Below are 20,314 nucleotides of genomic sequence, written 5' to 3'. Positions count from 1 at the left end.
CTCGCGGAACGCTGGGTGGCCTCCATCGACGGCGTCGTCCGCGTGGAAAGCCGCCTCACCTACCGCTTCGACGACCGGCAGGCCCGCATGGAGTCCTGGCCAGGAGATCCGTGGCGGTTCATTCCCCGCTAGCACGCGGTGGGGCCTCCCGAGGCCACGCCCCCACCCGGTCCCACCCCGGATGGGTCCCTCTAGTCCCCAGGGGAGGGCCTCCTCCGGTACCATGGAAGGGAAAGGACGGGACTGGAGGCCCAGGTGGAAACAGGCCGCCAAGTGGCCATTTTTCGCAGCATCGCGGAGACCCTCAACCGTTCCTATACCCTCCGGGAGGCCTTGGACGCGGCCCTGCGTCGCATCCTGGAACTTCTGGACGTGGAGGCGGGCTGGATCTTCCTCCACGGCCCCAACCCGGGGGAGTTCTACCTGGCCGCGGACGCCAACCTCCCCGCTCCCCTGGCGGCGGCCGGCAAGCGCCGCATGACCGGGGACTGCCGGTGCCTCACGCAGTTGCGGGAGGGGACGCTGGTGGAACCCGTGAGCGTGATCGAGTGCCTCCGCCTAGAGCAGGCCCTGCCGCACGCTCCGGAACGGCACCGCCACGCCTCCGTGCCGCTGGTGGCCCAGGACGAGATCGTAGGGATCCTCAACCTCCTGCTTCCACCCGAGCGAACCTTCAGCGAACAGGAGCTGGACATGCTGGAGGCCATCGGACATGAGCTGGCAGTCACCATCCAGCGGGCGAGGCTGTTTGACCAGGTGCGGGAGCAGGAGCGGGTGCGGCGGGAGCTGCTGCAGCGGCTGCTGGTGGCCCAGGAGGAGGAGCGCCGCCGCATCGCCCGGGACCTGCACGACCACGCGGGCCAGATCATGACCGCCCTCATCATCCAGCTCAGCCAGCTCGCCGCCCAGGCGGAGGCTACCGAAAATCCCCTCGCCCCCGCCCTGCACCGTCTCCACGAGGTGGCTCAGGAAGGGCTCGATGACCTGCGCCGACTCGTGCACGAGCTGCGGCCTGCGGTGCTGGACGACCTGGGCCTGGGGCCTGCGGTCCGATGGTACGTGGACACCTACGTGGCCCCCGCGGGGCTCACCGCCCACGTGGAAATCCACGGCCTGGGGAACCGCCTTCCCCCGGACGTGGAGACCGTGGCCTTCCGCATCGTGCAGGAGGCCCTCACCAACGTCCTGCGCCACGCCCGAGCCCGGGAGATCCGGGTACGGTTGGACCGGCGGGGGAACGTGCTCCTGGTGATGGTGCGGGACGACGGGGTGGGGTTCGATCCCGAGGAGATAGACCGCCGCAGCTTCGGGCTCGCGGGGATGCGGGAGCGGGCAGAACTGGTGGGCGGGACGGTGCAGATCCTCTCGGTACCGGGCGTGGGGACTACGGTGCTCGCACGCCTGCCGGTAGGCGGAGCATAGGCATAAGGGAGGAACCATGGAACGGGTGGCCATCCGCAGGATCCTCGCCGCCACGGACTTCTCCCCCGCTTCCGAGGGCGCGCTCCGGTGGGCGCATCTTCTGAGCGAGCGCTTCGGAGCAGACCTCGTCCTCCTGCACGCTCTCTTCCTGGACCCCGCCCTGCTTCTGGGGCCCACGGGAGTCACGGTGGACCTCTACACCCGCCTTGTGGAGCATGCGCGCGAGGAGGCAGGGCAGCTCCTACAGCAGTTGGAGGTCCGCTTCCCCGGCGCTCGGAGCGTGATGCGGGAGGGCCCGCCCCGCGAGGCCATCCTCCAGGCCGCCGCGGAAACCAGGGCGGACCTCATCTGCATGGGCACCCACGGCCGTAGCGGCATCTCCCGCCTGCTCTTCGGCAGCGTGGCCCAGCACGTGGTGATCCACAGCCCCGTTCCCGTGCTCACCGTGCGCCAAGCCGTGGCGAACACGCCGGAGGTGCGAACAGTACTGGTACCCGTGGACTTCTCCCCGGCTTCCGATGCCGCGCTGCCCTGGGCGGAGCTCCTGGCTCGCACCTTCGGGGCTCGGATCGTCCTGCTCCACGTGGTGGAGCTCACGTACGAGGAGCTCTCCGCGTTCTCGGAGTGGGCGGGAGGGGAGCCGCTCGTGGAGGCCGTGCTCCGGGCCGCGGAGGAACGGGCCCGGGAGGAGCTGCGGGCGCGGGCCGGGCGCCTGCAGGACGCGGAGGTACTGCTCCACACCGCCTTCGGCACCGCCACCGCCCGCCACCGGATCCCGGAGGTGGCTCGGGAGGTGAGCGCAGACCTGGTGGTTATGGGCACCCACGGCCGAACGGGTGTGGAGCGGATTCTGTTCGGGAGCGTGGCGGAGCACGTGGTGCGCACCAGCCCCGTTCCCGTGCTCACCGTGCGGCACCGGGCCGGGGCGGGATCCCGCTGAGCATCCCCGCGGATTCCAAAGGCATCCGGCCGATGGTAGCCTGACCGCAGGACCGTTCTCGGAAGGAGGTGCTCCCGTGGGAACCGCACGACCCCGTATCCACCTGGTGGCCCGGGACGTGATGACCTCCCCCGTGGTCACCGTCCAGCCCGATACCCCCATCAAGGAGGTGGCCCGCATCCTGTTGACCCACCACATCAGCGGCGTCCCCGTGGTGGACGAACAGGGCAAACTCGTGGGCATCCTCACCGAGGCCGACCTGCTCTACAAGGAACGCCCCGAAACCCCAGAGGAAGGTGGCCTGCTGCGCCTCCTCCGCAGAGGCCACCTCGCAGAGGCCGAGCGAAAGGCCGAGGGCCTCCTGGCCCGCGACCTCATGACCTCCCCCGTCATCACCATCACCGAGGATACCCCCCTCCGCGAGGCCGCCGCCCTCATGACCCGCCACCACATCAACCGCCTCCCAGTGGTCCGCAACGACCAAGTGGTGGGTATCCTCAGCCGCGCGGACGTCCTCAAAGCCCTCACCAGACCCGACCACGAACTCCAAGAAGCCGTCCGGAGAGCCTTCCTCGAAGAACTCTGGATCGACCCCACCCGCCTGCGCATCGAGGTCCACCAGGGAGTCGTCACCCTCGAGGGCGAGGTGGAACGCCGCTCCGATAAGGAACTCGCGGAACGCTGGGTGGCCTCCATCGACGGCGTCGTCCGCGTGGAAAGCCGCCTCACCTACCGCTTCGACGACCGCGTCCTCTGAGGGGATCCGCCGTCAGGGGGGGTGGTCTCCGGGAAGGGGGTGCAGGCGCAGATCCTCCACCCGGTATCGGAGCTCCGCGGTGTCCACGGACACCACGCCGTCCACGGTGGCCGCATATCGGTGCACGAGCTCCACGTCGCTGGCGCGCTCCACCTCCCCGCGGATCCGGATGGTGCCTGCTTCCGCCTGCACCTCCAATCGGCTGAGGTCTACTCCAAGTTCTTCGGCCAGGACCCTCCGCACCGCCGCCACGAGCTCCTCGTCCGTCCGCGCGAAGGCCTTGAGCACGTCTGCCCGGGTTACGATCCCCACCACCTTTCCTTCCCGCACGATGGGGATGCGGTTGATTTTGCGCAGCAGCATGCGCCGCGCCAGCTCCCGCACCGGGGTTTCCTCCGTAGCCGTCACCACCTCCCGGGTCATCACCTCCTCCACCCGCACCGTGCGGCCCGCCCGGATCCGCAGATCCTGCCACAGGAAGGAGAGGAACCCACGCTTGGCTTCGGGCATGGGCTGGGCTTCCCGACGCAGCAGGTCTGCCTCCGTCACGATCCCCACCATCCGCCCCTCCTCGTCCACCACGGGCGCCCCGCTGATGCGGTAGCGCAGGAACAGCTCCGCCGCCTCCCGAAGTGTGGTCTGTGGCCGCACGGTGATCACGGGGGCGGTCATCACATCCTTGGCCACCAGCCAGGTCCGCATCGCAGGAATCCCTCCCACCATCGGTTCTCCGACCGAATGCAGGGTGCCACGGGCGCCGCGGAGGCTAGCGCCGGCGGGTGACCCGGGGGATGCGCTCGTAGGGAGCCACCCGGATCCGGGCGTCCACGAGGGTGGCCCCGGATTCGTGTACGAGAACCGGATTGAGGTCCAGTTCCGCGATCTCCGGGAGGTCATCCGCGAGGGCTCCCACCCGCACCAGGATGTCCACGAGGGCCTGCGTGTCCCGGGGAGGCATGCCGCGGTAGCCGTGCAGGAGGGGGGCTATGCGCAGCTGCGCCAGCATCTCCTGGGCGTCCTGCTCCGTGACGGGCACCAGCCGCACCGCCACGTCCCGCAGCAGTTCCGTGAGTACCCCGCCCGCCCCGCATGCCACCACGGGACCGAAGGTGGGGTCGTGAACCACCCCCACGATCATCTCCACGCCCGGAGGAGCCATGGGCTGTACCAGAAAGCCGGTAAGGGAAATCCCAGATTTCTGGAGCCGGGCCTGCATCTCCTCCGCGGCGGCCCGCACCGCCTCCCGTCCCCGCAGCCCGAGCCGTACTCCTCCCACCTCGCTTTTGTGCACCACTTCGGGCGCTACGGCCTTGAGGGCCACCTCTCCTCCAAGGGCCTCCGCCAGCTCCCCGGCCTCCTCGGGTGTGCCCGCCACCCGCTGGTCCAGGACCGGAAGCCCATAGCAAGAGAGCACCCGGCGTACCCGCTCCGGATCCAGCCACCCCCCGCCTTCCGCGAGGGCGCGGGCCACCTCCGCCGCGGCCTCCTCCCGCCGGATCCCTCTGAGCTCCAGAGGCTTCGGGACCGGCCGCTCCAGCCACTCCCCGTACCGGGCTGCCCGGGCTAGGGCAATGGCCGCCCGCTCCGGGAACCCGTATACGGGGAGGGAAGGCTCCCCTTCCCACAGCTCGGGAGGGATGCCGTCCGGGGTCATGAACACCGCGAGCACCGGCTTTCGGCCTCGCACCGCCGCTGCCCCTTCCCGGATGGCCCGCGCCACCTCGGCGGCGGGAATGGTGGCGGGCGGAATGAAGATGGCAACGAGGGCGTGGAGTTCCGGTTCCTCCCCGAGGAGCCGCAGGGCCTCCCGGTAGTGCTCCGGCCGGGCTGCGGCTGTCATGTCCACGGGGTTCGTGGTCGCCGCGTACGGCGGCAGCAGATCCCGCAGCCGCCCCTGGGTGACCTCCGAAAGGGACGGAACCCGCAGCCCTTGGCCCTCGCAGGCATCCGCGCAGAGGATGCCGGGACCACCCACGTTGGTGAGGATGGCCACGTTCCGGCCCCGGGGAGGCGGCTGGTGGGCCAAGAGCATGGCTACGTCGAACATCTCCTCCAGGGTATCCGTGCGGATCACCCCGGCTTGACTGAACAGGGCGTCCACCACCGCATCCGATCCCGCCACCAGGGCCCCCGTGTGGGAGGCCACGGCCCGGGCCCCCGCAGGGGAGCGGCCGCTTTTCGTGGCCACGATGGGCTTTCGCCGGCCTACCCGGCGGGCGATGTGGGCGAACTTCCGGGGGTTTCCGAAGGACTCCAGGTAGAGGAGGATGACGCGCGTGTCCGGATCTTCCTCCCAGTACTGGAGGAGATCGTTGCCGGAGATGTCCGCCTTATTCCCCACGGACACGAAGCTGCTGAGTCCCAACCCTACCCGCGCCGCGTACTCGAAGATCGCTAGACCCAGCCCTCCGCTCTGGGACATAAACCCTACGTGCCCCCGCGGCGGGGGGTGGGGCGCGAAGGTACCCAAAAGCCGCACCTCCGGGTGGGTGTTCACCACCCCCATACAGTTCGGCCCCACCAGCCGCATCCCGCTCTCCCGACAGACCCGCAAGAGCTCCTCCTGGCGCCGGGCTCCCTCCGGCCCCACCTCCGCGAACCCCGCGGAGATCACTACCAGGGCCCGCACCCCTTTCCGGGCGCACTGCCGGGCCACTTCCACCACCTGCTCCGCGGGCACGGCGACCACCGCGAGGTCCACCGCCTCCGGGATCGCTTCCACGGAAGGATAACTGGGCACTCCCTGCACCACCTGCGTCCGGGGATTGACGGGATACACGGTGCCCGCAAATCCGTACTCCAGGAGGTTCCAGAACAGCCGCCCCGGAAGGCTCTGCCGGTCGCGGGAGGCTCCGATCACGGCCACGCTTTTCGGCCGGAGGATGGCCCCGACCGCGTTCGCCGCCGCTACGCGTTCCCGCTGCTCGAACCGCTCCACCGCCTGCGGGGTGAACCGGGTAGGGAAGGCGGCCAAGAGCTCCCCCATGCCCGCCCGCACCTCCACCGGGAACCCGAGATCCCGCAGCACTCGGATCATGCGGTGGTTCTCGGGGAGAACCTCCGCCTCGAACACCTCGATCCCCCTGGCCGCGGCGATCTCCGCGAGCTGGCCCAGAAGCAAGGTCCCCAGGCCTCTTCCCTGGTACGGATCCGCCACCACCACCGCCACCTCTGCCCGGCCCGGAGCCCGCAGAGCGTACATCCCGTGCGCCACCACCCGCTCCTCCGGCCCCGCGGTAGCCACCAGGGCCATGCGTCCCTCGTAATCCACCTCGCACATCTGCCGGGCCTCCTCCTCCAGGGCCGCGTCCCCCAGGGCCGCGAAGAACCGGTACAGGCGCGACTCCTCGGACAGGGACCGGAGGAACTCCAGCACCCGGGATCGATCCTCCGGCCGGGCAGGACGCACATGCACCGTGGTCCCGTCCCGCAGGACGAGATCCGTCTCCAGGTGCGCGGGGTACCTACCGACTCTCAGCGTCTCGTGGAGGGGAGGAGGTGATGCGCAGTCCCGAGACATCTACGTCCACCACCCCGTCCAGGGCCCGCAAGACCAGCTCCACGAGCCGGACGCGCTCCGGGGAATCTGCCTCCCCGTGGACTACCAGAACGCCTTCCCGCGCCTGGACCTGGACCCGATCGGGATCCAGGTCCAGGTCACGCAGGGTCTGGCGGGCCGCGCTCTCCAGTTCCTCGTCCTTCCGGAAGAAGGCGCGCAGCACGTCGTTCCGGGTCACGATGCCCACCACCCGCTCTCCGCGCACGATGGGGACCCGGTTCACCTGCTTGCGGAGCATGAGGGCCGCCAGCTGCTGCACCGGAGTGTCCTCCGTGGCCGTCACCACCTCCCGGGTCATCACCTCTCGCACCACCCGTCCCCGGTATCGGCGCAGGTGCTCCCGCACCTCCGGCGGGGCTTCCGAGCCCGGCAGGGCGGTGAGGGGAAGTCCCGCGGGGCCCGCCTCCTTGGGCAGGAGATCCGCCTCCGTCACGATGCCCACGAGTCTCCCTGCCTCGTCCACCACAGGCACGCCGCTGATGTGCCGCTCCACCAGCACCCGCGCCACCTCCGGGACTGGGGTCTCCGGCACCACGGTGATGACAGGTGTCGTCATCACGTCCCGTGCCCGCAGCCTACGCACCGTCCGCTCCTTAGTAGTTTAAGTCTACCACAAGGGTGTAGGCCCGAGGGGATCGGGCATGGAGCGGACCAGAATCCTTCCGGAGATGGATGGCGAAAAGGGTCCCGCGGTCCTAGGGTAAGCACGGGAGGGTGGTTCGGTGAGCGCCTTGAGATGCACGCTTCCACAAGGGGCGAAACTACTCCGCCCCCCCTTCTCCCACCAGCTCCAGGTATGCCCGCAGGAAGTCGCTCGCGCTCACGATTCCCACTATCCGGTTCCCCCGCACAATGGGGACCCGACGCACCAACTCATCCAGCATCAGCTGTGCCAGCTCGCTCAGCGGCGTGTCCTCCGAGGCGGTGACGGGATCCGGCGTCATGATGTCCCGGACCCGGCTCCCCGACTTCGCCACCAGGTCCACGAGGCTCACCATCCCCACCAGCCTCTCCTCCCGGTCCACCACGGGCGCCCCATGGATCCGATACCGGATGAGGACGTCCGCGGCTTCCTCCACGGTCATGGAGGGATCCAGGGTGATCACATCCTTGGTCATGATGTCCCGGGCCAGCATGCTGCTCCCTCCCCAGATGGGTCTGACTTCTCCAGTGTATCGGGCCCGCGGCTGTTCTGCATGGGCCGCGCACACGGCAATCGCACGGATCCAGCGAGGGTGTGTGCGCCATCCTGGGAGGAGGGCGGAAAGGGGTGAGGAGGCATGGGAGCACGGAAGACGCAGTGGTTCGCCGAGCGCCTGCGGAGAATCCTTCGGGAGGGACCCGAGGGGCGAGAGGGGCTGTGGGGGCTGCTAGGGGACGTGACGGTCGTGGAGGCCCATTGGCGCCCCGTGTCCGGACAGCCCAGCATCGCAGACCTCGTGGCCCACCTGGCATATCGGTGCGCCTGGGCTGCGCACGAGCTCCGTCCGGACCACCCGCACCCGGGGCCCGACCCATGGCCGCGCCCTGCGAACACCCCTGGGGCCTGGGGGGAGCTCCGGAAGCGCCTGGGGCATGCGGTGGAGGCGTGCGCGCAAGCGGTGCAGGAGGCGGATGATACGCTCCTGGACCGGGCGGCTCCGGGCCGAGAGGGCACGTGGCGGGACGTCCTCACGGATCTCTTGCTGGAAGCCGCGCACACCGCGGGACAGATCACCGTCCTCCGGAGGTGGTACACGACCCAGGAGATCGCGGTCTGATCGGGTCCCTCTCCCGCACGCGCAAAGAGGAGGGAGACAATCTGCTCTCCAACCTCGGCACACGGTTCCAGAATATCTCTCAGGGCCTTCTGCGTCCTCGCCTCCGTCCTGCTCCGGATCCGACCGCAGGGGCAGGGGGTGTTTTCCGCCTCGACGTCGCCGCGGGTGTGGCGGGATACGGGTTTCTCTCGTGGATCCTGCCGGCGGTTCGGCGGGAGCGGGCGCTCACCCGGAGAAGATCCCCGCTGAACTCGCAGGAGAGGCAGAAGTACCTTCCGTCCCCGGAGAGGTCCAGGTGATGTTGTTGTTCACCCGCAGGATGCGCAGGTCGTACGAGGGGACCACGGGTTGCGGACTCTTGCCCACCGGAAAGGTGGCGATTACCCGGAACGTCCTGGGATCGATGACGCTTACGGTGTTCGAGAGGCTGTTGGGGGAATTCACCGCCAGCACAAACCCGGCAACCAGGAGGATGCAGGCGTTTCCCCGCTTCATGGAGAGCCGCCCTTGGAGAGCTTCACGGGCTCCGGCGGAAGACACGCGACCGGAGCTTCGGAGGCCTGGAGCATCATGGCGATGGTGGTTGTGAGGGGGGCCGCCAGGAACACGCCTGCAGGTCCGAAGAGGTCCGCACCCATCAGGATCGCGCCGAGGATGACGACGGGATGCAGCCGGAGGAGGTTACGCAGCACCAGGGGTGCCACGATCACGTCGTTGATCGCCCGGACGCCGAGCAGGATCCCCACCACGGCCAGGGCGGTCCACACGCCCCGTGTGAGGGCTACGCTGCCGAGCGCCAAGATCCCAAACGCGGGCCCCAGGTAGGGGACCGTCTCCGCCACCCCCACCAGGACGGATCACCCGAGGGCATTGGGAAAGCCCACTGCTACAAGCCCCATCCACAGCAAGGCGGTCCCGATGAGGGTCAGGACCACCAGACCCCCAGATACCGTCGGAGGGCCCAGCTGGCGACGGCACCCGCGCGGCGGGCAGTCCCCGGAGCACGGAGGCGCCCAGGACCTCCCCATCCTTTCCCCCTTCGCTGGAGACCAGGAAGGGAAACCAGGCCGCCTCCAGCTGCTCCAGCTCTTGAGCGGCCAGCCGCAGGTACTCGGGGAGAGTCAGCAGACCGCACCTGGCGCAGGCTCCACAGCGCGGTCCCCCCATCACGATCCAGACCACCATCCGATCCTGCCAATCGTTCCGTAGTCCCCCCACGGCTCTCTACCCGGGCCGGATCCGTTTTGTATAACTTTCCCACGGATTCCTGCACCGGATCAAACCCCACCCTACCCGCTTCCGGCCCCCGTGCCCCTACAATAGGCCGTAGGGTTTTTGCGGAGGACGCATTCCCCGAACCCAGAGTTACCGATGCCCTGGCTTTCCGTTCTTCGGCTCCTGCGACTGCCACGGCCCCGCCTCGCGGACCTGGTGGTGCTGGCCGTGGGAGTGGGCGCAGTGTGGGGGCTGGTGGTCCTGGCTCCCACGGAGCTGCGGCAGGTGAGCCCTTCGCTGGCCCTGGACCTGCGGCCCCAGGCCCTCCCCGGATACGCCGGATTTTCCCTGCTGCGCGTGGCCGCCGCCTACGGGCTTTCCCTTCTCTTCACCCTGACCGTGGGATACATAGCGGCCCGCAACCGCACTGCGGAGCGCCTCCTGATCCCCGTGCTGGACGTCCTGCAATCCGTCCCTGTGCTCTCCTTCCTCCCCGCGGTCCTGCTGGCCATGATCGCCCTCTTTCCGGGCCGCATCATTGGCCTGGAGCTTGCAAGCATCCTCCTGATCTTCACGGGGATGGTGTGGAACATGGCCTTCAGCTTCTACCACGCCCTCCTGACGGTGCCCGAAGATCTCCTGGAGGCAGCCCGGGTGCTGGGACTGTCGTGGTGGCAGCGGTTCACCCGTTTGGAGCTTCCTTGCGCGGCCATCGGCCTGGTGTGGAACAGCATGATGTCCTGGGCGGGCGGATGGTTCTTCCTCATGGCGTGCGAGAGCTTCACCCTGGTGGACCGTTCCTTCACCCTCCCTGGGCTCGGCAGCTACCTCGCGGAGGCCAGCAGCCGCGGGGATCTCCGGGCGGTGGGGTGGGGACTGGGAGCCCTGCTGTTGGTGATCGTGGCCATGGACCAGCTGGTGTGGCGGCCGCTGGTGGCGTGGAGCCAGAAGTTCAAGCTGGAACTCGCAGAAGACCCGCTCCCGCCCCGTTCCTGGTTTTTGGACCTCCTGCGGCATTCCCAGCTGGTTCGGTGGTGCCGGGCGCACCTGTGGGTGCCTTTAGGGGAGGTGTTGGAGCGAACGCTGCGTCTTCCGGGCGAGCGGGCAGCGTCCGGCAAGAGGGGTCGCTCCCCAGGGCACCCTGCCCTCGGTGCCATCGCGGCGGTCCTCCTGGCGGCAACCGCTGCATGGGGGCTCCTCTCCCTCGGACGACTCATGGTCCGGGTTCCGCCGGAGGGATGGCGGGACATCGTACTCGGAACCGTCGCCACCGGCCTGCGGGTGCTCATCGCCCTTTCCCTCGCCGCCATGTGGACCATCCCCGCGGGCGTGGCCGTGGGTCTCCGACCCCGAGTCGCCCGCCTCGTCCAGCCCCTCGTGCAGATGGCCGCCTCCGTGCCGGCCACCGCGCTGTTTCCGGTGATGCTCCTCCTCCTCGTGAGGCTCGGCGGGGGGCTGGAGGTGGCCTCCGTGGCCCTCATGTTGCTCGGCACTCAGTGGTACCTGCTGTTCAACGTGATCGCCGGCACCACCGCCCTGCCCCGGGACCTCCTGGAGGCTGCGCAGGTGCTGCAGATTCGGAGGTGGCTGTGGTGGCGGACGTTCTGCCTGCCCGCCCTCTTCCCGTACCTCATCACCGGGGGGCTTTCGGCCCAGGGCGGGGCCTGGAACGCCAGCATCGTCTCGGAGTTCGTCACCTTCGGAGGTCGAACCCTGCAGACCACGGGGCTTGGGGCCCTCATCGCCTCCGCGGCCGCGCAGGGCGATATGCCGCTGCTGGCGGCCTCCACGGTGGTCATGGCCGCGGTGGTGGTGGGGCTGAACCGGTTGGTCTGGCGGCGGTTCGTGTACCTCGCGGAGACCCGCTACCACGTGTGAGGAGAACGATCCATGCAGCACCCCAACCCCCTCCCTCCCCTGCTCGCCCCACCCGCGGTCCTGCTGGAGGCCCGGGAGGTCACCGTGGCCTTCGAGCGGCCCGAGGGACAGATCGTGGTGCTGGACCGCATCTCCCTGACCCTCCGGGACATGGAGATCCTGGCCCTGGTGGGGCCGAGCGGCTGCGGCAAGTCCACCCTCCTGCGGGTTCTGGCAGGTCTGCTCAGGCCCACGCAGGGCGAGGTGCGCTATCAGGGGGAGGTGGTACGGGGTCCTCATCCCGGGATCGCCATGGTCTTCCAGACCTTCGCCCTCTTCCCGTGGATGACGGTGCTGGAGAACGTGGAGCTGGGGCTGCGGGCCAGGGGTGTTCCTCCCGCGGAGCGGCGGAGGCGGGCGCTTGCGGCCATCGACCTCATCGGGCTCGATGGGTTCGAGTCCGCCTATCCCAAGGAGCTCTCAGGGGGAATGCGGCAGCGGGTGGCCTTCGCCCGGGCTCTGGTGGTGGGGCCGGACGTGCTGCTGATGGACGAGCCGTTCTCCGCCCTGGACGCCCTCACCGCCGAAAACCTCCGCACGGACCTGTTGGAGCTGTGGCTGCAGCGCCGCATCCCCACCCGGGCCATGGTCCTCGTCACCCACAACATCGAGGAGGCCGTCTTCCTCAGCGACCGGGTGGTGGTCCTGAGCACGACCCCGGCCCGCATCCTGGGGGAGGTGCGACCCGAGCTCCCCCACTGGCGGGACCGGGAAGCCCCGGAGTTCCGGCAGCGGGTGGACGAGGTGTACGAGCTGCTGGCCGGGGACCGCCAGCGGCGGCTGGTGCACGCCCGCCCCCTCATCCCCCGGCTCCCTCCGGCACCCGTAGGGCTCATCACGGGGCTCGTGGAGCTGGTGCACGACGCGGACGGCCGGGTGGATCTTCCTGAGCTGGCCGCGGAGCTGCAGATGGACATCGAGGATCTGCTGCCCGCGGTGGAAGCCGCGGAGCTTCTGGGGTTTCTGAGCTCTCAGGATGGAGATCTGGTGCTTACGGAGGAGGGGAGGGCCCTGGCGGAGGCCTCCGTGCAGGCCAAAAAGGAGGTGTTCCGCAAAGCCTTCCTCAGCCGGGTGCGTACCGCCCAGGAGATTCTGGAGGTCCTCCGGCACCGCCGACCGCCCCGCATGTCCGCGGAGTTCTTCCTGGACCTCCTGGAGCGGCACTTCAGCGCTGAGGAGTCCCGCCGCCAACTGGGAGTGCTCACCGACTGGGGCCGATACGCGGAGGCGTTTGCTTACGACGAGACCACAGGGGAGTTCTACCTGGAGTCGGACCTGGTCTCGTGATCGTCCGGCTCCTGCAGGCCCCGCCGGAAGTCCCGGATGGCCTTCCCCAGCGAACTGCCGAGGTCCGCCAGGCGCGCGGGCCCGAAGATCAGCAGGGCGATCAGGAAGATGATCAGGAGCTCTCCTGTTCCAATGCTCCCGAGTCCCATCACACACCCCTCCTTACCTTAAGCGTACCGCAGGCCCGAATCGGTTCCAAACCCTCCGGGAACTTCGGAATGCGGGGGCGCGCTTGTAGGGTGAAACCATCCCAAAGGAGGGAGAGCCATGCGGACCTGGATCGCACTGCTCGCGAGTGTCTTCCTGGCCCTGACCCTTGCCCCGCTCGGATGGACAGCCGCGGGTGCTCCCCAGACGAAGCCCGCTAGCCCAAGACCGGCGGCCTCGTTCGAGGTCGAGGGGAAGGTGTCCGCGGTCTCGAAAAGCGGGTTTTCCCTCTCGGTGACGGAAGTACGGCAGGGGAACCTTCAGAAGGGCGCGCGGCTGCGGATCCAGTATACCTCCCGGACCAAGTTCACCCGGGCGGGGAAGGCCGCAAGCCCCGCCGCGCTCAAGGCCGGGGAGACCGTGCGGGTTCTCGGCAGCGTCCTGCGGTCGGGGAAGAGGGTGACCTACCGGGCGGCCCAGGTCACCATCCTAGAGTAGGCCATGAACCTGGAAGGCGCGGTGGAGCACACGGGGACGCGGGAGGAGGCAACCTCGCAGTTCAGCCGACTCCTCGCGGAGCACTGGCCCCGCGCCTACCGGTTCGCCTATCGGCTGTGTGGAGACACCGACCAAGCAGAGGAGGTGCTCCAGCAGGCTGCAGAAGAGGCCCTCCGGGCCTTCCACCGGTTCCGGCCTGGTACCCGGTTCGACCGGTGGTTTCTGCGCATCGTCTACCACCCTTCGTGGATGCTTACCGCCGCCTGCGGCGACAGTCCCTGTCCTCCCTGGACCAGCTCCCCGCTGCTTCCCTGGTGGCGGGGAGCTGGTCCGATCCGGAGGCGCGGGTGGAGGCCGCCCTGGACGGTCCGGTTCAGCCGGCGCTCAATGCTCTCTCCCCGGAGTATCGGAGTGTAGTGGTGCTGGTGGATCTGCTGGGCTACTCGTACGAGGAGGCGGCAGAGGTGCTGCGGTGTCCCTTGGGAACCGTGCGCTCCCGGCTGCACCGGGGGCGGCTTGCTCTCCGGGAGCGGCTGCGGCCATACGTGGACGCCCTCCGACGGGGAAAGGGAGATGAGGCATCCGGAGGACCTGCTGAGCGCTTATGCGGACGGGGTTCTCCCCGTGGAGGAGGCAACCCGGATCGCAGCCCACCTCGCAGCCTGCGCTTCCTGCCTCCAGGTGGTGGAGGACCTTCTGGCCGTACGGGCCCTACTCCGTCGGGTACCACAGCCTCACCCGCGCCCCGAGTCCCTGGCCCACGCCCTCCGGCGGCTGGAGGAGAGGGGTACTCAAAGGGATCGCGCGCGTCGCCTCCTCCTGGCGTTCCTGACCGCCTGTGCCGCCGCGCTCCTCCTGTACCTCCCCCCGCCCTTCGCCTCTTCCCGGCTCGAGCGAACCGCCTACCTCCGGCACCACGCCCGGATCACCCTCACCCATCCCATGGTGGATGGGGCACTGAACGCCTTCCTCGCGGGTTTGCTGCCCCAGCTGCCGCCCGAGGAGCCATGAACGCCATCGGCCGCATCCTCCTCCCCGCCACCACCACGTTGCTTCTGGCCGCATCGGCTGGGGCCACAGATCTCATCGGCCGGCTGCAGGACCTGCTGCGGGCTAGGGATCAGGCGGCCTACTCCGGGAGGCAGGTCCTCGCCACCCGGGAAGGTGGGCGGGCGCGTACCCTGGTGGTGCAGGTGGAGCGGGATCCGGCGGCATGGACCCGCTTTCTCTATCGTCCGGTGGGGGCGAGGGGCCAAGTGGTGATCCTCCAGAGGGGGGAGGTCCAGATCACTTACGATCCCCGCCGCGGCCTTGCCCGGCGCTCCTTTTTACCCCGGTGGGAAGCGTTCCCCGTAAGGGAGCATCTCACCTGGCTCCGGCAGAACTACCGGATGCGGGCCCTTCCGGGGCAGGTGCTGGGGCGCCCCACCCTCCGTCTGGAACTCACCCATGTGGGTGCAGCGCTCCGGAATGCGGACGGCGGTGCACTGGTCGCGGGACGGATGGCTGGTAACCGCCACGGGAGATGTGACGGTGGAGACGCTGCTGCGCGTGGCGGAGGTGACCGGTGTGGATCCGGGGCCACGGATCATGGACCACCTCCTGGCCTGGCTGCGGTCCCTGGGTCTTCCCATTTAGCCCCGCCCGGCCCTGGCTTCTCCCCTCCGCCGAATTCCCTCCCCATCGGGCCAGGCGGCAACGGCGATGCTTTAGCGCTCAGCCAGAACGGCCCGCAACGCGCCCTCCAGCTCCGGGAGGTCGAACCGGAAGCCGGCTTCCCACAGCCGCCGTGGGACCACCCGCTGCCCGGCCAGGAAGACCTCCTCCGCGAGCTCCCGACCGAAGGCGAGCCGCAGGGCGAAGGCGGGTATCCGGAAGGGAGCGGGGCGGCGCAGGATCCGGGCGAGGGTCGCGGTGAACTCCGCGTTGGTCACTGGCTTTGGAGCGGTGAGGTTGACGGGCCCGTGGAGGTCTTGCCGTTGCAGTAGGAACTCCACGGCCCGCACGTAGTCCACGAGCGCGATCCAGCTCAGGACCTGATCCCCCCTTCCCAGTCGACCTCCAAGCCCCACGCGGAAGAGCCGCACCAACGGAGGCAGGAATCCACCGCGCAGGGTCAGCACCGTGCCCGTGCGCAGCAGGACCGTGCGGATCCCCGCGGATCGGGCGGGTTCTGTGGCCGCCTCCCACTCCACGCAGAGGCGCGCGAGAAACCCCTCCCCGGGCGGGCTAGATTCGTCCAGTTCCTGCTGCGGGTCCCGGTTTCCGTAGTAGCCCACCGCGGAGGCCGAGAGCAGCACCCGCGGCTTGCGCGCGAGGCGTGCGAGGGTCTCGCACAGGAACCGGGTGGCCTCCACCCGACTCGTGCGGATGAGGGCCCGGTAGGCAGGAGTCCAGCGGGCGGGTGCGATGCGGGCACCGGCCAGGTTCACCACTACTTCCACCCCCTCCAGCCGCTCCGCCTCGAGCATCTTTCGGGGGGGATCCCAGAACACACCGCTCCGGGCGCTGATCTCCGGATCGCGGCCCACGGGTACTACCTCGTGCCCCGCGGCTCGAAAGCGTTGCGCGAGGGCTGTCCCCAGCAGTCCCGAAGCCCCCGTGATGGCGATGCGCATACCTGGATCCGCCTGCTCCTCGGCGTCCACCCCGCAACCCCGATCTTACCAGCCCCTCCGGAGAGCCGCTTGGTGTACCTCCCTCTCCTGCCGTACAATGCCTGCGGGAAGGGCCGTTAGCTCAGTGGGTAGAGCGCCGGGCTTTTAACCCGGGCGTCGGGGGTTCGAGTCCCTCACGGCCCACCACCAAACCCTCCCCAGAATGGCGTTCCAGACGAGTACTCCCCTGGGGTATAGCTCGCGCGACGCGGTTTTGCCGACAAATTGCCGACACCTACGACCGGGCGGCCCCGTGGAGGTGCTCCTCCAGCCAGCTGACGGCCTCCTCCTGGGCCCCCGGGATCAGGTGTCCGTAGGTGTTCAGCGTCAGGGTCGGGGTCGCGTGGCCCAACCGGGCGGCCACGGTCCGGAGGTCCACCCCGGCCCGGATCAGGTGGCTGGCGTGGGTGTGGCGGAGGACGTGGAAGGTCAGCCCCTCGACCCCCACCCGGCGGGTCAGGGCCGAGAAGGCCCGCTGGAAGTTATTGGGCCACCAGGGAGCCCCGTTCTCCCCGGGGCAGACCAGCCCGTGGTCGGTCCAGGCCTCTCCGAGCCGCACCTGAGGGCCAGCACCTCGCCCCTCCGGAGGCCGCACAGGGACGCCAGCAGGACGGGCACGTACATTCGGGTGCCCTCCGCCTCCCGGAGGAGCCGGAGCAGCTCGTCCCGGTCGAGTACCCGGAGTTCCCGGGCAGGGGTCTTCGGGGGCCTCACCGCGTCGCAGACGTTCCGGCCGACCACCTGCTGGCGGACCGCGTCCTCCAGGGCCGCGTGGAGGACCCGCTTGACGTCCAACCAGGACCTCAGCCACTCTTCGACGGTGACGCGGCCAAGGTCCACCAAGGCCCCTTTGGTCGCCTCCAGCCACAGCCTCGCCAGCTCCCGCTCCGCGTCCTTGCGGGTGCCCCGGGCAGACCGGAAGACCCGGACCCGCCGCCCGGTCACGGGGTCTCTACCTGCGCTGACCGTCACCTCCCACGAATTCCGACCCCTCCGGCGCACGTACCCAGGCACTCCTGTTCACCTCCCCCGCTTGGACGGCCGACCGCGCCTGCCCTGGATCTCCCGCTGGTACCGCCTGACCTCCGCCTCCGGAAGCAGGTAGAAGGGCCTCGCCGGAGTCCCGATGTCCACCGCCCGCAGACGGCCCCGGCGCACCAGCTTGCGGAGCCAGTCGGGGTGGACCCCCAGCCGTCCCGCAGCCCGGGCCAGCGTCAGCAGCCCCTTCATCGATCCTCCCTCCACCCCAAGGGTATGGGGATTTAGTCTCGTTGTCAAGACATTTAAGCGTCGTCCGCCCGCCAGCAGTGCGGTATGACCCGGTACAACCGGCACAAACGGCTCCTCGTGCGCTTCCGACGCCTCTTACGGCGGGAATCCGCCCTCCACTCTCCGGAAGACACGCACGAGTTTTCGCATCCCAGATCCCACCGGGCCCCACAGTCTCACCGCAGAGAGGGAGGCCCGAGGGCAGTGCAGGCAGAAGGTCTAGTTGTGCCTCGGCTGGCTGCCGGCCCCACCGTCCGAAGACCCGTCAGCGGGGAGGACGCTAGGTCTGGACAGCACACTGGTCTGAGCCCACGGCCGTTGCCCCTACCGGCCCTCAGGCAGGTTGCCACTGTGCTCCTCCTCCCACTCGCCCTCCTCCTGGCTGCCCCCGCCCTCGCGGCCCGCACGCCCGCCACTGTCCGGCTGCAGGTCGGGCCCCGCACGGAGACCGTCCGCCTCATCGGGCTCGACGCCCCAGAGACCTCTCCCAACCACCGCGCCGCCAGACAGGCCGGACAGCTGGGCCGGAGCCTCCAGGAGATCCTCCGCCTAGGTGAACTCAGTCGGGCTGCGGCGGGCCGGCTCGCCCCTCCGGGGTCTACCGTCTTCCTCGAGCTCGACGTCCAGACCCGTGACCGCTACGGCCGGCTGCTCGCCTACCTCTGGCTCCCGGACGGAACCCTCCTCAACGAGCGGCTCCTCCGTGACGGCTGGGCCGTCCTCCTCACAGTCCCCCCAACGTCCGGTACACCGACCGCCTGGTGGCCGCCCAGCGCCAGGCACGCGACCGGGCCGCAGGCCTGTGGGCCCCTCACCCCCTCCCAGACAGGCCTGCGACCCTAGGCCAGCGCTGTCACCCCTCTGCAGGGAACTCGAGACATCCTTCCTCGACCCTGAGGGTGTGGGAATTCAGTCTCAGGGCGGTCCTGGAGCTCCAGCATGTCGAGCTCGACGCGGAAACCACTGGACCAGGCGGCAGGCGCAACGGCGAGCATGCCTCGTGCCGCGTCGAACGTAATTTCCGCAGGCGCCAGTAGAACGTGGCAGGCGACGTCCGTGCCAGTCGGATCACGCCGCTGCAGAAACCCGATCGTAAGCACGAGCTCGTACCGCTCCTCGGCTTCTCCGAGCCCCCGCCCCATGAAGTCAAGCATTTCGTAAACCTTTTGCACCTCCCGCCATCGCCGCATCTCCCGCGCCCACGGCTCCCACTTCTCGACGACATACTCGAGAGGCCTACTCGACCTCCGGGTGATCCGCCAGCCGGAGCCGCCCCGGGACCTCCTCGACGATGGTGCTCTCGGGGTCCTCGGATCCGTCGGGCTCCGGCACTTGCCCGTTGACGATCACCGTGATCTCACGCAGCAGTTCGGGCTCCCTCTCCGGCTGGTCCAGCTCCTCGGCACAAACTCAGTCCACAACGACCGGCGGCACCAGCGGCCGCGCAGGCATGCGCTTCTTGCGAGCTCCCAGCCAGAGCCCATCCAAATCGTCCGGCTCGTCGGTCAGGAAGGGCGAGCGGTTTGCGCACGTCCGCGAGCCAAAGGATCTTATGCGTTGAACCGGAGGAGGTTACACGCCGCCTAATGGTAGCTGTCACCCTCAGGAGGGGCGAGAAGGTTCCGTCCTTTGTCCATCGCCAGGCTCACAGTCTCGCGGCCGCTCCTATTCTCGACACAGGACTGGCTGTCTAACGTTCAGAATCAGCGGCGGCGAGCAGCGCCGTCCGCTGGATGCCGTTGTTAGGCTAGGCTCACTGATTGCAAAAGAGATTACGGGCACGCTCCAAGTCTTCGTACACCTCATCTACATTGTCGAGGAAAATAAGGAAGAACCTGATCGTGGTTCGATTAGGATGGAAGCGATTCGACGTGAAGTAGCCGTAGAAGTTACCCTGACGATCAACGATTACGGGTGGATACAACGCCAACCTATTCCAGGGGCTGTAAGGGCTGAATCGAGAGCCGTAGTCACCAAAGCGGTTCCAAATGCTCCTCGAACTGAAGCGAGACCCGTACTCGCCGAACCTGTTGCAGACCGAATCCGGATCGAACCTGCCACAATTCAGGCAACCAAGGAAGACCCTGTGATCTCGTCCGCCGAAAAGCAGAAGCTCCGGCGTCTGTGCCTGGGCAGCCGCCACAGTCAGCACCAGGACGATGATCATGGGTGTGATCGCAACGCGACACTGGCGCACGGTCATGGTCATTCTCAGCCGACTTAAATTCGGCCACGAGATGGGCTGGTCGGCGTATCCGGCTTCGTGATAAGCGCTAATTTGCACCTTGCCTGCTATGCCTCCCCTGACCAGGCCCGAGTCCATCACGAGCAGCGCATCGCCCAGTGTCCAGGTTCAACCTTCTCGACCAGCTCCTTCTGCCACTGGTCGCACAGGTACGGCGGGCAGAGGACCGCGACCCGGCGGACCTCCCCGAGCTCCCACAGCTCCCGGACCACCAGCCCCGCCTCGATGGTCTTGCCTACCCCTACGTCGTCCGCGATGAGCAGACGCACGGGCTCCAGCCGCAGTGCCATCATGAGGGGGACCAGCTGGTAGGTCCGGGGCCGGACCGAGATCCGGCCCAGGCAGCGGAACGGCGTGGCACCCTCCCGCAGCAGCAGCCGGGCAGACTGCCACAGGAGGTGGACGCTCTGGGCGTCCGCTACGGACTCCGCGCTAGGCAGGGGGAAGGTCGAGGGGGACAGGCGCTCTGCCGGTAAGGTGTACGCCACCAGGTCGGCCAGGCGGCGGTGGACCGCCACTACGTCTTCGCTGGTCCCGGTGAGCGGCCGCAGCAGGACGACGTCTGGCTGGTCCCCCGGCAGCAGCACCCAGTCGCGGTTGCGGAAGCGGACAATGGCGCCGGCGTCCATGACGCCCACGCG

22 protein-coding genes, 1 tRNA gene and 3 pseudogenes are annotated in these 20,314 nt (G+C 68.8%); 12 read left to right on the top strand and 14 right to left on the bottom strand.

Features of this window, described 5'->3' with window-relative positions:
- Positions 1–273: 273 nt before the first annotated feature.
- The 3 genes from N0A24_11670 (at position 274) to N0A24_11660 (ending at position 3,119) form a co-directional block, all read left to right on the top strand.
- Entirely contained in the window at positions 274–1,422 is a 1,149-nt protein-coding gene (locus N0A24_11670) for a GAF domain-containing sensor histidine kinase (GenBank protein ID MCS7174002.1), read from the top strand.
- Positions 1,423–1,438: 16 nt separating this feature from the next.
- Complete coding sequence (locus N0A24_11665; GenBank protein ID MCS7174001.1) at positions 1,439–2,362, top strand: universal stress protein; 924 nt, start codon at positions 1,439–1,441, stop codon at positions 2,360–2,362.
- Positions 2,363–2,438: 76 nt separating this feature from the next.
- On the top strand, positions 2,439–3,119 hold the full coding sequence (locus N0A24_11660) for a CBS domain-containing protein (GenBank protein MCS7174000.1): 681 nt from the start codon (positions 2,439–2,441) through the stop codon (positions 3,117–3,119).
- Between the two features lie 12 nt (positions 3,120–3,131).
- Here the strand turns inward: N0A24_11660 and N0A24_11655 are convergent, their stop codons facing one another.
- From N0A24_11655 to N0A24_11635, 5 genes and pseudogenes are all read right to left on the bottom strand, one after another.
- Positions 3,132–3,821, bottom strand: a complete 690-nt coding sequence (locus tag N0A24_11655; protein ID MCS7173999.1) for a CBS domain-containing protein — start codon at positions 3,819–3,821, stop codon at positions 3,132–3,134.
- A 64-nt stretch (positions 3,822–3,885) separates the two neighbouring features.
- Positions 3,886–6,639: a GNAT family N-acetyltransferase gene (locus N0A24_11650; protein ID MCS7173998.1), complete on the bottom strand. Its 2,754-nt coding sequence runs from the start codon at positions 6,637–6,639 to the stop codon at positions 3,886–3,888.
- On the bottom strand, positions 6,584–6,976 hold the full coding sequence (locus N0A24_11645; GenBank protein ID MCS7173997.1) for a CBS domain-containing protein: 393 nt from the start codon (positions 6,974–6,976) through the stop codon (positions 6,584–6,586). The genes N0A24_11650 and N0A24_11645 overlap by 56 nt, the downstream gene beginning before the upstream one ends.
- 174 nt (positions 6,977–7,150) lie before the next feature.
- Positions 7,151–7,234, bottom strand: a pseudogene (locus N0A24_11640) (hypothetical protein).
- A gap of 205 nt (positions 7,235–7,439) precedes the next feature.
- Positions 7,440–7,814, bottom strand: a complete 375-nt coding sequence (locus N0A24_11635) for a CBS domain-containing protein (protein MCS7173996.1) — start codon at positions 7,812–7,814, stop codon at positions 7,440–7,442.
- 144 nt (positions 7,815–7,958) lie between these two features.
- On the opposite strand from N0A24_11635, the gene N0A24_11630 reads away from it, so the two are divergent.
- Positions 7,959–8,438 carry a DinB family protein gene (locus N0A24_11630; protein MCS7173995.1) on the top strand — a complete coding sequence of 160 codons (480 nt, stop codon included), beginning with the start codon at positions 7,959–7,961 and terminating at the stop codon, positions 8,436–8,438.
- A gap of 300 nt (positions 8,439–8,738) precedes the next feature.
- Here the strand turns inward: N0A24_11630 and N0A24_11625 are convergent.
- Together N0A24_11625 and N0A24_11620 are read right to left on the bottom strand one after the other, a co-directional pair.
- Positions 8,739–8,873, bottom strand: a pseudogene (locus N0A24_11625) (hypothetical protein).
- Between the two features lie 56 nt (positions 8,874–8,929).
- On the bottom strand, positions 8,930–9,280 hold the full coding sequence (locus N0A24_11620; protein ID MCS7173994.1) for an AI-2E family transporter: 351 nt from the start codon (positions 9,278–9,280) through the stop codon (positions 8,930–8,932).
- A gap of 529 nt (positions 9,281–9,809) precedes the next feature.
- Between N0A24_11620 and N0A24_11615 the strand changes: the two genes are divergently transcribed.
- Together N0A24_11615 and N0A24_11610 are read left to right on the top strand one after the other, a co-directional pair.
- Entirely contained in the window at positions 9,810–11,531 is a 1,722-nt protein-coding gene (locus N0A24_11615) for an ABC transporter permease subunit (protein MCS7173993.1), read from the top strand.
- A gap of 12 nt (positions 11,532–11,543) precedes the next feature.
- Positions 11,544–12,857: a nitrate/sulfonate/bicarbonate ABC transporter ATP-binding protein gene (locus tag N0A24_11610; protein MCS7173992.1), complete on the top strand. Its 1,314-nt coding sequence runs from the start codon at positions 11,544–11,546 to the stop codon at positions 12,855–12,857.
- Here N0A24_11610 and tatA read toward each other — a convergent pair.
- A complete protein-coding gene (gene tatA, locus N0A24_11605; GenBank protein ID MCS7173991.1) occupies positions 12,830–13,006 on the bottom strand; it encodes a twin-arginine translocase TatA/TatE family subunit in 177 nt (58 codons plus the stop codon). The genes N0A24_11610 and tatA overlap by 28 nt on opposite strands.
- Before the next feature lie 118 nt (positions 13,007–13,124).
- Here tatA and N0A24_11600 point away from each other — a divergent pair, with 118 nt between their 5' ends.
- The 4 genes from N0A24_11600 (at position 13,125) to N0A24_11585 (ending at position 15,140) form a co-directional block, all read left to right on the top strand.
- Positions 13,125–13,502: a DUF5666 domain-containing protein gene (locus tag N0A24_11600; protein ID MCS7173990.1), complete on the top strand. Its 378-nt coding sequence runs from the start codon at positions 13,125–13,127 to the stop codon at positions 13,500–13,502.
- Between the two features lie 3 nt (positions 13,503–13,505).
- Positions 13,506–13,919 (top strand): sigma-70 family RNA polymerase sigma factor, encoded by a 414-nt coding sequence (locus N0A24_11595; GenBank protein MCS7173989.1) that lies wholly within the window; start codon positions 13,506–13,508, stop codon positions 13,917–13,919.
- A gap of 156 nt (positions 13,920–14,075) precedes the next feature.
- On the top strand, positions 14,076–14,513 hold the full coding sequence (locus N0A24_11590) for a zf-HC2 domain-containing protein (protein ID MCS7173988.1): 438 nt from the start codon (positions 14,076–14,078) through the stop codon (positions 14,511–14,513).
- 459 nt (positions 14,514–14,972) lie between these two features.
- Positions 14,973–15,140 carry a hypothetical protein gene (locus N0A24_11585; protein MCS7173987.1) on the top strand — a complete coding sequence of 56 codons (168 nt, stop codon included), beginning with the start codon at positions 14,973–14,975 and terminating at the stop codon, positions 15,138–15,140.
- 71 nt (positions 15,141–15,211) lie between these two features.
- On the opposite strand, the gene N0A24_11580 is transcribed toward N0A24_11585, so the two are convergent.
- Entirely contained in the window at positions 15,212–16,120 is a 909-nt protein-coding gene (locus N0A24_11580) for a TIGR01777 family oxidoreductase (protein MCS7173986.1), read from the bottom strand.
- A gap of 110 nt (positions 16,121–16,230) precedes the next feature.
- On the opposite strand from N0A24_11580, the gene N0A24_11575 reads away from it, so the two are divergent.
- Positions 16,231–16,306, top strand: a tRNA-Lys gene (locus N0A24_11575).
- Positions 16,307–16,394: 88 nt separating this feature from the next.
- Here the strand turns inward: N0A24_11575 and N0A24_11570 are convergent.
- From N0A24_11570 to N0A24_11560, 3 genes are all read right to left on the bottom strand, one after another.
- Positions 16,395–16,718: a tyrosine-type recombinase/integrase gene (locus N0A24_11570; GenBank protein MCS7173985.1), complete on the bottom strand. Its 324-nt coding sequence runs from the start codon at positions 16,716–16,718 to the stop codon at positions 16,395–16,397.
- A complete protein-coding gene (locus N0A24_11565; protein ID MCS7173984.1) occupies positions 16,616–17,104 on the bottom strand; it encodes a hypothetical protein in 489 nt (162 codons plus the stop codon). The genes N0A24_11570 and N0A24_11565 overlap by 103 nt, the downstream gene beginning before the upstream one ends.
- 75 nt (positions 17,105–17,179) lie before the next feature.
- Positions 17,180–17,389, bottom strand: coding sequence for a helix-turn-helix domain-containing protein (locus tag N0A24_11560; GenBank protein ID MCS7173983.1), 210 nt, complete (start codon positions 17,387–17,389; stop codon positions 17,180–17,182).
- A 390-nt stretch (positions 17,390–17,779) separates the two neighbouring features.
- Here N0A24_11560 and N0A24_11555 point away from each other — a divergent pair, with 390 nt between their 5' ends.
- Positions 17,780–18,271: a thermonuclease family protein gene (locus N0A24_11555; GenBank protein MCS7173982.1), complete on the top strand. Its 492-nt coding sequence runs from the start codon at positions 17,780–17,782 to the stop codon at positions 18,269–18,271.
- Between the two features lie 910 nt (positions 18,272–19,181).
- Here the strand turns inward: N0A24_11555 and N0A24_11550 are convergent.
- A complete protein-coding gene (locus N0A24_11550; protein MCS7173981.1) occupies positions 19,182–19,595 on the bottom strand; it encodes a hypothetical protein in 414 nt (137 codons plus the stop codon).
- Between the two features lie 191 nt (positions 19,596–19,786).
- Positions 19,787–20,302: pseudogene (locus tag N0A24_11545) on the bottom strand (helicase).
- Between the last annotated feature and the right edge of the window lie 12 nt (positions 20,303–20,314).

It is taken from the genome of Armatimonadota bacterium (genome assembly GCA_025059775.1).
In the GTDB taxonomy this organism is placed as follows: Bacteria; Sysuimicrobiota; Sysuimicrobiia; order Sysuimicrobiales; family Sysuimicrobiaceae; genus Sysuimicrobium.
Note: the sequence above shows the minus strand (reverse complement) of the source record. Positions and strands in the feature narration are given on the sequence as shown.